Source organism: Flavobacterium arundinis (assembly GCF_038289855.1).
GTDB classification, from domain to species: domain Bacteria; phylum Bacteroidota; class Bacteroidia; order Flavobacteriales; family Flavobacteriaceae; genus Flavobacterium; species Flavobacterium arundinis.
In genome coordinates, this window is sequence record NZ_JBBYHR010000004.1 from 351,323 (window position 1) to 364,580 (window position 13,258).

Consider the following 13,258-nt stretch of genomic DNA (forward strand, 5'->3'; position numbering starts at 1 on the left):
GATAAGCTACTTCTTAAAATGTTTCGTGTAGCGGATATTTGCCAAAACACCAAGCAGTACTACAGCAAGCGCCATCCAGAAGAAATACATTGGTGTGCGGAGTTCGCCGCTTGCATACGAGTGCAGTCCGGTGAGGTAGAAATTCACACCGAAATACGTCATCAATATGGATGCAAAAGCAAGTACACTGAAGAAGTTGTATATCCATTTACCCCTTAATGCAGGCACAAAACGCATGTGTATTACAAACGCATATACCATGATGCTCACAAGCGCCCAGGTCTCTTTCGGGTCCCAGCCCCAGTAACGGCCCCAGCTTTCATTGGCCCATTGGCCACCCAGGAAGTTACCGATACTCAGCATCACGAGGCCTACGGTGAGCGCCATTTCATTGATGTAGGTGATCTCTTTGATATTGAGTTCCATTTTGTGCTTGTTCTTTTCGTTGGTGAACAGCATGAGGAACAGTGCCACAAGGCCAAGTACACATCCCAGGGTAAACGGCCCGTAACTTCCTACGATAACCGCAACGTGTATCATGAGCCAGTAAGAGTTAAGCACCGGAACAAGGTTGGCTATTTCCGGATCGGTCCAGTTCCAGTGTGCTACCATCAGTACTACAGACACAACAAAACCTGTTGAAGCCACAGTAAGCTGCGATTTCCTTCCGAATGCCATACCGAAGAACATGGTAGCCCAACCTACATAAATTACCGATTCGTATGCGTTACTCCATGGCGCGTGGCCCGAAATGTACCATCTGGCAATAAGTCCCAAAGTATGCAACAGAAACAAAACCCCAATTATAATGTGCGAAACATTAGCGGCAACCTTAACCCATTTTGCGGAGTTAAATATTTTCATGATAACGAACACAAACATCAACAGGCCTGCATACATATACCAGGAAAACAGCTTTTTGAAGATGTCGTACCTGTTGTACAGTATCTCTGCCTCCACTTTATCATCGCTTGGCATGATCGATGCGCCATATTTGTGCTGATACTTTTTCAGGCCTTCCAAAAGGCTGTCTGCCAGTTTGTAATCTTTGTTTACAACGGCCTCGCCCAATGACTGGAAGTACGCAGGCACAACATTTCTTATAGTATCAAGCCCAATACCATCCTTTACTGCCGCTTCCGGATAGGAAAGCCATTTATTATCTTTATCGTTTGGTATCGGCAGTACTTTAAGTATCTGACCTGATATTGCCCAATTGAGCAGGTTGATACGCTTATCAAGATCGATGAAATCTTTCTGGAACTGGTTAGGTTCCCTTTCTTTATATGCGCCATCGAGTATGGTCTCTAACTTGTAATTGCCCTGGTTGTCAAAAAAGTCGGACATGGCTGCATATTTCGCTTCCTTGTCCAGCCCGGCTATTTTCCTGATGCTGTCGTTACCGCGCTTTAGCTGTATTATTGGCACTTCATACCATAACCTGTCCATCAACGCCATAGACAGGAATACCTGGTCGGCGTTCATTCCTTTATACGTATCGCTCTTGCTAACTTTACGAAGCAGTTCCGAAGAGAATGTATTGGCAGGCTTCATCCGTCCGCCCGCATCCTGTATTATGAGACGTCCGAATTTTGCGGCATGTTCTTCACTTACCTGGTATTTTTGCAGGATGGAATCTAATTGTTTCTCGGTTGGCTTTTCGTGTGCATGGCTTTGCGAATAGCCGCTAATCCCAAAGAACAAAACGAGTATTGTGGTTAATGCGGCTTTTTTAGCCTGTACATTATCCAGTTTCTTTTTCAGGTCGCCAAAACGTGTATTCTTATCAAATAGTATTGCCATAAGCCCTATATAGAGCAGGAAGTAGCCGATATAGGATATCCAGGTACCCCAGAAATCATGGTTTACCGACAGTCTTGTACCTTTCTCGTCGTCATCAAAGCTGGCCTGAAAAAACCGGTAGCCCCTGTAATCCAAAACATTGTTCATAAAGATACGGGTATCGAAAGTATTGTTTTTTTCCTTATCCATTACGGTAACCTTGCTCTCGAAGGAGGCGTAGCTTTTCTCAGTGCCGGGATATTTCTCAGCGATAAAATCATTAAGTTTAATGGCGAAAGGAAGGTCGTATTGCCTGCTCCCGTAAGTAATGGTAAAGTCGAGGTTGCCCAATTTAAACATCTGAGGCTCGCCAATCTGGCCTTTGCCGCCAAGTAGTGTAACCTCTTTCTCTTTGCCTCCCGATTTAACAGTGACAGTGAGCGCCGATTGTTCTTTGGTTTTTAAATCCTTGTTTGATTTATAGACTATTTTCCCTTTAATGGGCTGGTCCGGAATTACGAAAACAGTGCCCGAGAGGTTATACAGCGAACGGAACATCAGTGGCTGGGTGGTATCTTTCGCGACATTTCCCTGAAAACGGTCTTTCATACGCATAAAGTTCCCTTCAAAAGGGGTAGTAAGCGTATAGGTTTCACCTTCTTTATTGATATTAATAGCACCTTTGGTAGGCTTATTGAAGGCAAAGAGTATGTTATGAATGCTTTGCACTTCGCCTTCTATAAGGAAATGGTCGTGGCGGGTACCTGACCCCTGCTCTACCAGTTTTAAGTACAGCTTGCCGTTATTATCCTGTACAATAGTATCTTTTGCGCCAAGCACAAAATTTTTATATTCTATTTCAACAGGTGTCTTATCAAATTCGTCTGTAATGCTGAAATAGTTAGATGCCAGGAACGGCACTTCTTTGGATGTAAACAATAGGGGTTTTTCAAGCCTCTTGCGGCTCATCTGGCCGTTATATTCGCCATCGATCAAAACAGTGAGATAGGCTTTATCCGAGTAAAAACGGCTTTCGGTTGCATTTTCGCGTATTGGCATCATCCCTTCAAAACTGACGTAACGCGTTACAAAAGCGCCGGTTATGATCAGTATAAAAGAAAGGTGCAAAAGCAGGGTTGCCCATTTTTCTTTCTTGTTAAGCTGATAGCGTTTTATGTTACCAAAAAAATTAATTACGAAAAGCAGCATGATTGCCTCGAACCATTTTGCATTATAAATAAAAACACGGGCTGTCTCTGTATTGTAAGCATCTTCGATAAAGGTGCCTATTCCCATTGCTGCTGCAAAAACCAGGAAAAGCATAGCCATTAAACGTGTTGAGGAAAAGAACGAAATTATTTTATCCATGAGTGTGGAAAGTTGAATGTAAATTGGTGCAAATTTACTCAAAACTTCAGTGTAAAAACTTACTTTATCTATAAAAATATGGCAGTGAAATATAATTTTAATATTAATCAGAAGTTAGGTATATTTGATGTTTCGCTTATTAATAACCAATACAAACTTTTACGATTTAATGAGAATACCTAAATTACTGTTACTCCTAAGCCTTACAGGGTTAACTTCCTTCGCACAGGAAGCAGTGACAAAGAACAACCAGTCGGAATTTGACGATGTTATGTACCGAAGGGGTAATGAATACCGCGCAGCATCGGGCGTGCCGGGTCCGCATTACTGGCAAAACAATGCCGATTATGCTATCGAGGCCGAACTGGATGATAAGACCAATATCCTGAAGGGCAAAATGACAATGACGTATTATAACAATAGCCCACAAAGCCTTGATTATATCTGGATGTACGTGGAGCAGAACCGCTTTACACCTGATTCCCGCGGAACGCTTACCACTCCCCTTGCCGGTAACCGCTACTCAGGCGATACCGATGGCGGGCTTACCATAACCAACCTTAGCGCCAAAACCAAGGGCGATGCTTCAAACAAATACCTTATTTCTGACACAAGGATGCAGGTTTTCTTTAATGAGCCGCTGAAGCCTAAAGGGAAAGCTACAGTTACAATGAACTTCGAGTTTAAAATACCTAAAGCGGGTATGGACCGTATGGGCCAGCTAAATACGCCAAAGGGTACTATTTACTCATTAGCGCAATGGTACCCGAGGGCGGCAGTTTATGACGATGTTGTAGGCTGGAATACTGAGCCTTACCTTGGCGCAGGCGAATTCTATGTGGAATATGGCAACTTCGATTACAAAATAACGGTGCCGTATGACCATATTGTGGTGGGTTCGGGTGAATTGGTAAACGCCAAAGAAGTCCTTACCAAACAGCAGCAGTCACGCTGGGAACAGGCAAAACAAAGCGACAAAACCGTTTACCTTATCACTCCCGAAGAAGTAGGCAATACGAGTGTTACTAGGCCAATGCAAAGCGGCAAAGCGACATGGCATTTTAAAATGACAAATACCCGCGATGTGGCGTTTGCAACATCAAAAGCATTTGTGTGGGATGCCGCCCGTATCAATTTCCCAAGCGGGCGCAAGGGTATGGCGCAATCGGCATATAATACGGAAGTGAAAGGCACCAAGGCATGGGGCCGCTCTACCGAATATACAAAAGCGTCTATTGAGCACTATTCTAAAATGTGGTTTGAATACCCTTACCCTAACGCTGTGAACGTTGCATCGAACGCCGGTGGTATGGAATATCCAGGGCTTTCTTTCTGTGAAGCCGGAGCTACAGGGGCCAGCCTTTGGGATGTAACCGACCATGAATTCGGACACAACTGGTTCCCGATGATAGTAGGTTCCAACGAGCGCCGTTATGCCTGGATGGACGAAGGTTTCAACACTTTTATCAACTATTACAGTACGCTTGACTTCAATAATGGTGAATACCCATCTGACATCGCAAAAGCACAGAACAGGGTACACTGGTTCAAATGGAAAAGCAGGGAGAGTATCGCTACCTACCCTGACGTTGCCAAAAACATGAACCTTGGCTATACCGCTTATTATAAGCCTGCTACAGGGTTGATTATGCTTCGCGAATACATCCTTGGGCATGACCGTTTCGACTATGCTTTCAGGAGCTATATCAAAAACTGGTCATTCAAACATCCACAGCCTACGGATTTCTTCAATGCAATGGATAATGGTGCAGGTGAAAACCTGAACTGGTTCTGGAGGGGATGGTTTGTAGAGAACGGCAACATAGATCTTGGAATACTGGAGGTTACGCAGGACACCGGATCGGCAATCATTAAATTTGTAAACAAAGGCGACTTCCCGATGCCGGTTGTCTTTAAGATAACCTATGACGATGATACTATCGAGATGCGTACCCTGCCTGTTGAGGCCTGGATGCGCCAGAACGAATGGAAATACCTTGTAAAATCAGACAAGAAACTGAAATCCGTAGAGATCGACCCGCAGAGGTTTATCCCGGACATCGACCTGAAAGATAATAAATGGGTAAAAGAATAATGGAAAGCGGCTTCGGCCGCTTTTTTGTTTAATTCCGCAAAGATTCACAAAGAAGACGCAAAGGACCACAAAGATATTTGGAGATATTAAATTCCTTTGAGAAACTTTGAGCTCCTTTGCGAATCTTTGTGAAATAATTCACTCTGATAACCTGAAAGTTTTTTCATAATTTAGCGACCATGTTAAGAGTAGTTATTATCGGTTCGGGAAATGTAGCGCAGCACCTTGCCAAAGCAGTTGAAAGATCAGGCAGCGCAACACTGGTGCAGATTTATGCAAGGCATGCCGAAAAGCTCGCATTTATTGTCCCTGAAGATAAGATCACGGCTTCATTGAATAATTTGGCTGAGGCTGATATGTACATCATTGCTGTTACTGACGATGCGATTGCCGAAGTATCTTCGAAATTGCCGTTTGAAGGAAGGCTCGTTGTCCATACTTCGGGAAGTGTGGCGATGGAGCAACTGGATAGCAAAAACCGTCGCGGAGTATTCTATCCTTTGCAGACCTTCTCGAAAAATAAGGACGTTGATTTTAAGAAGGTACCGCTCTGCCTTGAAAGCGAATATGAAAATGATTATGTAATACTGGAAGAATTGGCGAATGCCTTATCGGATAGTGTTTATAATACAGGCTCGGAACAACGGAAGGCATTGCATGTTGCAGCGGTTTTTGTAAGCAACTTCTCCAACCACATGTATGCATTAGGAAGCGCTATTTGTGAGGAAAACAATATACCTTTTAGCATTTTAAATCCACTGATAATGGAGACGGCGGATAAGGTAAACACGCTCTCCCCTATCCAGGCTCAGACAGGCCCGGCAGTGAGGCATGACCAGAAGACAATAGAAAAACACCTTGATTTCCTTAAGGATAATAGCAGGAAAGAGATTTATAAAATATTAACCCAATCGATACAGAACACAAATGGCTGAAAGCTATAAAGAAATAATGAACGGCATCACCACATTTATCTTTGATGTGGACGGCGTGCTTACCGACGGTACCATACATGTAACACCTACTGGGGAAATGCTCCGTAATATGAACATACGCGATGGTTATGCCATGAAAGCGGCCGTAGAGAACGGCTATACGGTATGCATCATTTCAGGCGGTCTGAACGAAGGAGTGCGTATCCGCCTGCGCAACCTTGGCATTACCGATATTTACCTCGGTGTGCCCAACAAAGTGGAGACTTTTAATGAATTTATCGACATTTATAATATAAAGCCGGAGCAGGTGTTATATATGGGAGATGACATACCGGATTACCATGTGATGCAGTTGGTGGGCCTGCCTACCTGCCCGCAGGATTCTGCCCCCGAGATCAAGGAGATCAGCAGGTACATTTCGCACAGGAATGGCGGTACAGGCTGCGTGCGCGATGTCATTGAGCAGGTAATGAAAGTACAGGGAAAATGGATGGAGCATTTTAATGCCAGATACGATTAAATTCCAAATAACAAATCCCAAATAACAAAATTTAAACTCCAAACTTCGGACTTCGGACCTCCGACTTCGGACAAATCAACAAATCAACAAATCCACGAATCAACATAAGAATAAGAATGAAGATATTAAAACTGATAGAACTACCTAATCTGTTATTACTGACTTTTGCCATGCTTGTTTTCCATTACGGTTTTTTGGACCAGCAGCAATCCATTTTGCCTGCATTGAACGGATGGCAATATGGCCTTTTCACGTTATCGTGCGTTTTTATTGCGGCAGGTGGCTTCCTGATGAATAACGTAGCAGGCATTGGCCGTCCGGAAACAGGCCTTACTGAAGCGCAGGGTTACAATCTTTATATAGCCCTTACACTTATCGGAGTCGGCTTTGGCTACTACATAGCGAATTTTGTGGGAAAACCTATGTATGTGGGCATATTCGGCGTAGCAGCCGCCACCATTTATATCTATGCAACAAGCCTGAAACAGACACTCCTGATAAGCAATATTATTGTGGCTCTAATTATGGCATTGCCTGTTGTTGCTATTGGCATCTTCAACCTCTACCCTATCCTTACCCCCGACAACCAGCCGATATTGGCCACGCTGTTTTCACTTCTTTTGGATTATGCCATATTCATATTTACGATCAGCCTCCTGCTTACTTTTGTAAATGACCTTGCCAATACGGATAGCGACTATAATTCCGGCATCACCACGCTGCCTATTGTTATGGGTAAAGACCGCACCATAAAAGCCGTTTGTGCATCTACAATTGTGCCAATGGCGATGTTGGTATATTACGCCAATACTTATATCATCGACCTGTTGTGGGCCTTAGGCTACGGCCTGCTGTTCATTGGCGGCCCGATGATCTATTTCATTATAAAATTGTGGGCGGCAAAAACTCAGAAAGACTTTAAACATCTTGAATTGGTACTGAAACTCGTTCTGTTTTTCACGGCTATATCGATGGCGGTAATAACCTTCAATATCAAATATAATGCTCAGGGATAAATTAAAAAATTATAAAGTGGTACTGGCATCCGGGTCGCCAAGAAGGCAGCAGTTCCTTAAAGAGCTGGATGTGGACTTTGAAGTACGCCTTAAAGAGGTTGAAGAATTTTACCCTGAAACGCTTAAAGGCGCCGAAATAACCGACTACCTCGCCGAGCTCAAAGCAGCCGGGCTGGACGGGTCGCTCACGCCAAATGAGATACTTATTACAAGCGATACCATCGTGTGGCTTGAAGGAAAAGCGTTGGGCAAACCAACAGACTATGATGATGCTTTTGCTATGCTGAGATCGCTTTCAGGGAAAACGCATGAAGTGATCACATCAGTTTGCATCAAAAACCTGTCGAAAAAGGATGTGTTTAACGAAACAACGCGCGTTACGTTTATCCCTCTGTCGGACGAAGAAATAAAATACTACCTCGATAACTACAAGCCTTTTGATAAAGCCGGCTCGTATGGTATACAGGAATGGATCGGCCTCGTAGCGATCGCAAAAATTGAAGGATCGTATGCCAACGTAGTGGGAATGCCGGTTGATAAAGTGTACCGGCATTTGAGTAAATTTGCATAAATGAAAGAATTTCAGCACTACTTATATTACAAGGAAATACTACGCACAGTTATAACTGTAATAGTATTTATTGCACTGAGCCAAATAATAAAGCGGCTTACCAAACGCTATGCCCGTACTGCGCACCTTTCGGAACACCGTACCAACCTTATCACGAAGTACATCGATATTTTTATGATGATATTGTTCGCCGTGGTAATGATTGCAATATGGGGTGTAAATTCCAAAGACCTCTACCTCGTATTTTCGTCAACTTTTGCTGTAATAGGAGTTGCATTTTTCGCCCAATGGTCCATACTCAGTAATATTACATCGGGCATGATCCTTTTCTTTACCTTTCCTTTCCGCATAGGCGATGTGATAAGGGTGCATGACAAAGATTTCCCTATAGAAGCGCAGATAGAGGATATAAAAGCTTTTCACACGATACTCCGTACACGTAGCGGCGAACTCATAACTTACCCTAACAGCCTGCTACTCCAAAAGGGAGTAAGCATCATCCCTATAAAACAAGAGGATAAAGAATTTTACGATTAGATACAATGAAGAAACCACTCATATACCTATTACTGTTTGCCTGCACGCTTTGCTTTGCACAGCCCCAAAAGCCGTCTTCAGCAGAGATATATAATAAGCTTGAAAAGCTTAATTTCCTTGGCAGCGCGTTATACATAGCAGCCCATCCGGATGATGAGAATACAAGGCTTATCTCTTTTTTGGCAACAAAAGAGCACGCCCGTACCGGCTACCTTTCGCTTACCCGTGGCGATGGCGGACAGAACCTTATAGGCCTTGAGCTAAGGGAATTGCTGGGTGTTATCCGTACACAGGAACTTATAGAGGCCAGAAAGATCGATGGCGGCGAGCAGTTCTTCAGCCGTGCCAATGACTTCGGGTATTCTAAAATGCCGAATGAAACACTGGAAATCTGGGACAAGGCAAAAGTATTGCAGGATATGGTATGGGTTATCCGAAAATTCAGGCCGGATGTGATCATCAATCGTTTCGACCACCGTTCGCCAGGTACAACGCATGGGCACCACACGTCTTCGGCAATGCTTACGCAGGAAGCATGGGATTTGGCAGCCGACCCGAACTATGAGCCAAAACAACTGGAATATGTAAAAACATGGTCACCAAAACGACTGCTGTTCAACACTTCATGGTGGTTTTTTGGAAGTAAGGAAAATTTTGAAAAGGCCGATAAATCTAAATTTGTGAACCTGCAGACGGGCATTTATTTCCCATTATTAGGTAAGTCTAACCAGGAAATTGCAGCATTGAGTCGGAGCAAACACAGGTCGCAGGGATTTGGCTCTACCGGGCAACGGGGTGACGACATGGAATACCTTGAGCTAATAAAAGGCGATGACCTGAAAAACAGGCAAAACCTTTTTGAAGGCATCGATACGACATGGAACCGTGTTCAGGGCGGCAAGCCTGTAGGCGATGCCATAGCCGTCATACTAAAGAATTTTGATTTCAAAAACCCTTCTGCCTCTGTTCCGGCACTTACAGATGTATATGTAATGATCAACAAGCTGGAAGATAAGCACTGGGCACGGATCAAGCTTGAGGAAGTAAAAGACATTATTGCAGCCTGTAGCGGTTTGTACCTCGAAGCAGTCGCTGAACAGCAGTCCATTACTCCGGGCAGCACACTAAAGCTGAAATGGGAAGCCATCAACCGCAGCAGCATACCAATGACATTAGAATCAGTAACCGCCGCAGGGAATATTGCGCTACCACTTGACAATAACGTGGGCCAGGCAGGCGACATCGACATTAAAATACCGGAGAACAGCAACTTTACTTCCCCTTATTGGCTTACCGAAAAAGGCACTTCAGGTATGTACCGTGTGGATGACCTTCAAAAGATAGGTATCCCAGATATTATCAGGGAGCAATTTGTCGATTTTAACGTGCGTATCGGAGCTACTACGATCCCTTTTAAAAGAGAGATCGTTTATAAATCCAATGACCCTGTGATGGGCGAAGTGTACCAGCCATTGGATATCATCCCTGCAGTTACGACGAAGATACTTAACAAGGTACAGTTGTTCACCAACAATAAAAAACAAACTATCAGTATCCGTATTAAAGCGGGTATTGATAACTGCAAAGGCAGCCTGAGGTTCGAATTGCCTGCCGGATGGAAAGTTACCCCTGTATCAATTCCGTTTGACCTGGCCCGAAAAGGAAGCGAAACGGTAGTTGATTTTGAAGTTACCCCTCCCGCCGAACCATCCGAAGCCACAGGGCGAAGCATAGCTACCATAAACGGCAAGGACTTCGACAGGGAGCAGATGATGATTACCTACCCGCATATCGTATCCCAACAGGTATTGATGCCTTCAACAGCAAAGTTCACCAAAGCCGACCTGAAAATACGTGGCGAAAAAATAGCCTATATAATGGGTGCGGGCGACAACGTACCGGAAAGCCTAAGGCAAATGGGTTACGAAGTAGCGCTGCTCACACCGGAAGCTATCTCTGCCGAGACACTAAAAGGATTTGATGCAGTTGTAATGGGAATCCGTGCTTACAATGTGCTCGATGCCCTTGCATTCAAGCAGCAGATATTGTTCGATTATGTGAAGAATGGCGGCAACATGGTAGTACAGTACAATACTACCGGAGAGCTTGTTGTAAAAGAACTCGCCCCCTACCCGCTCAGGCTTTCACGCGACAGAGTGACTGAGGAGAACGCTAAAATGACCTTCCTCGACCCTTCAAACCAAGTACTGAACCATCCGAATAAAATTACGGACAAAGACTTTAAAGGCTGGGTACAGGAACAGGGATTATATTATCCTGACCAGTGGGGACCTGAGTTCGTACCGGTGCTTTCGTCCAACGACAAAGGCGAGGAAGCCAAAAAAGGCGGCCTGCTTGTAGCAAAGTATGGCAAAGGTTACTATATTTATACCGGGCTGAGCTTTTTCCGCGAACTGCCGGAAGGTGTTTCGGGTGCCTACAGGCTGATGGCGAATATCATCGGGATAGGGAAGTAATTGATTATTTTTGATTGATTATTGACTATTGCCCAAATGGCCACAACTAAAAGAAATAAAAAATAAAAATTAGAAAATAAAAAATAGTGAAAGATAATCCTTCATCGTGGAAAAAGAGCTACTCGCTGGTGCTGCTGCTCAACGTGATCTACATACTGCTTTTCTATTTCCTAATGCAAATTTTCTCCTGATATGCAGTTACTTGACTGGATCATCTTATCGGCAACGCTTCTATTTATTGTAGCCTACGGCGTAATAAAAACAAAAGGCAGCAAAAATGTCGAAGAATACATACTTGGCAGTAACCAAACTCCATGGTGGACGGTTGGGCTATCGGTTATGGCCACACAAGCCAGCGCCATCACGTTCCTTTCTACACCGGGACAGGCTTTCCATGACGGTATGGGGTTCGTACAGTTTTATTTCGGGCTGCCGCTGGCTATGGTGGTTATCTGTATCACCTTCATACCAATATTCCATAAACTAAAAGTATATACGGCCTATGAATTCCTGGAGCAGCGCTTTGATGTAAAGACAAGGACGCTGACATCGGTTATCTTCCTGATACAAAGGGGGCTTGGAACCGGCCTTACTATTTATGCACCCGCCATTATCCTGTCGTCCTTACTCGGCTGGAACCTGAACCTTATGAACCTTGTTATAGGCGTAATGGTAATTATCTATACTGTTTCGGGCGGAACAAAAGCGGTTAATGTTACACACAAGCAGCAAATGTTCGTTATTATGACGGGGATGGCTTTTGCGTTCTACATGATATTAGATTACCTGCCGGAAGACCTTAGCTTTACGAATGCGCTGCATATTGCCGGTGCCAACAACAAGCTGGATGTGCTCAACTTTTCGTTCGATCCCGAAGAGCGATATACAGTATGGAGCGGTATCGCTGGCGGATTCTTCCTAATGCTGGCCTACTTCGGCACCGACCAGTCGCAGGTACAGCGCTATCTTTCAGGAAAGTCCATTCGCGAAAGCCAGATGGGGCTTATCATGAACGGCCTACTTAAGGTGCCGATGCAGTTTTTCATCCTCCTTATAGGGGTGATGGTATTTGTATTCTTCCAGTTCCATGCTGCGCCGTTGCATTTTAACCCGAACAATACTGCTATCATCAACAGTTCTCAGTATAAAGCAGATTACCAGCGCCTCGAAGGACAGCTCAAAGATGTGGCATCAGAAAAAGAAGAGATCAGTCTTCTTTACGTACACCAGCTTAACCAGGATTTTGATAATAAGGAACTCCATAATAAGCTTGTATCCCTTAACAGCAGGGAAAAAGACCTTCGCGACCAGGCAAAGGACCTCATAAAAAAAGTCGATAAAACCGCCGAAACCAACGACAAGGATTATGTATTCCTGTATTTTATTCTGAATTTCCTTCCGCATGGCCTTGTAGGACTGCTACTCGCCGTGATATTCTCGGCAGCCATGTCGTCATCTGCATCCGGGCTTAATGCGCTGGCATCCACCACAACCATAGATATCTATAAACGGTATGCAAAAACCGAAAAGCCCGAAAAGCATTTTGTTGATATGACAAAGCTGTTCACGCTCATGTGGGGTGTCATCGCGATACTCTTTGCCTGCTTTGGAACGTTGTTCGAAAACCTCATCCAGTTGGTAAACATCATCGGCTCGATATTCTACGGGACAGTGCTTGGGGTATTCCTTGTGGCATTTTACATTAAATATATTGGTGCCAAAGCAATGTTTTGGAGCGCACTTATGACCCAGTGCATCGTAATTGCTATTTATAAAGTATTCGTTTACGACCTGGAGATACTAAGCTATTTGTGGCTTAATGTTATCGGCGCTACATTAACGATAGTACTCGGGCTGATACTTCAGAAGTTTTTAGGTGGTAAGGATAAACAGCAAGAGTTAGTAGAGATTTAAATTTCGTAGCAGTCATCTAAGCACTTGTTGCTAAACATAAGTC

General features: G+C 44.1%; 9 protein-coding genes. 8 read left to right on the plus strand and 1 reads right to left on the minus strand.

Going from position 1 to position 13,258, the window contains the following annotated elements; all coding sequences use genetic code 11:
• Positions 1-6 precede the first annotated feature (6 nt).
• Entirely contained in the window at positions 7-3,150 is a 3,144-nt protein-coding gene (gene ccsA, locus AAEO56_RS09880; RefSeq protein ID WP_341696885.1) for a cytochrome c biogenesis protein, read from the minus strand.
• Positions 3,151-3,319: 169 nt separating this feature from the next.
• On the opposite strand from ccsA, the gene AAEO56_RS09885 reads away from it, so the two are divergent.
• From AAEO56_RS09885 to AAEO56_RS09920, 8 genes are all read left to right on the plus strand, one after another.
• Entirely contained in the window at positions 3,320-5,245 is a 1,926-nt protein-coding gene (locus AAEO56_RS09885) for a M1 family metallopeptidase (protein WP_341696886.1), read from the plus strand.
• A gap of 179 nt (positions 5,246-5,424) precedes the next feature.
• A complete protein-coding gene (locus tag AAEO56_RS09890) occupies positions 5,425-6,180 on the plus strand; it encodes a Rossmann-like and DUF2520 domain-containing protein (protein WP_341696887.1) in 756 nt (251 codons plus the stop codon).
• Positions 6,173-6,700: a KdsC family phosphatase gene (locus AAEO56_RS09895; RefSeq protein WP_341696888.1), complete on the plus strand. Its 528-nt coding sequence runs from the start codon at positions 6,173-6,175 to the stop codon at positions 6,698-6,700. The genes AAEO56_RS09890 and AAEO56_RS09895 overlap by 8 nt, the downstream gene beginning before the upstream one ends.
• A gap of 116 nt (positions 6,701-6,816) precedes the next feature.
• A complete protein-coding gene (locus AAEO56_RS09900) occupies positions 6,817-7,716 on the plus strand; it encodes a UbiA family prenyltransferase (protein WP_341696889.1) in 900 nt (299 codons plus the stop codon).
• Positions 7,703-8,287 (plus strand): Maf-like protein, encoded by a 585-nt coding sequence (locus AAEO56_RS09905; protein ID WP_341696890.1) that lies wholly within the window; start codon positions 7,703-7,705, stop codon positions 8,285-8,287. Before AAEO56_RS09900 ends, AAEO56_RS09905 begins: the two co-directional genes overlap by 14 nt.
• Complete coding sequence (locus AAEO56_RS09910; RefSeq protein WP_341696891.1) at positions 8,288-8,824, plus strand: mechanosensitive ion channel domain-containing protein; 537 nt, start codon at positions 8,288-8,290, stop codon at positions 8,822-8,824.
• Positions 8,825-8,829: 5 nt separating this feature from the next.
• The gene (locus tag AAEO56_RS09915) at positions 8,830-11,301 is read left to right on the plus strand and encodes a PIG-L family deacetylase (protein ID WP_341696892.1); all 2,472 of its coding nucleotides are present in this window, start codon (positions 8,830-8,832) and stop codon (positions 11,299-11,301) included.
• A 192-nt stretch (positions 11,302-11,493) separates the two neighbouring features.
• Positions 11,494-13,215, plus strand: a complete 1,722-nt coding sequence (locus tag AAEO56_RS09920) for a sodium:solute symporter (protein ID WP_341696893.1) — start codon at positions 11,494-11,496, stop codon at positions 13,213-13,215.
• Positions 13,216-13,258: the final 43 nt, after the last annotated feature.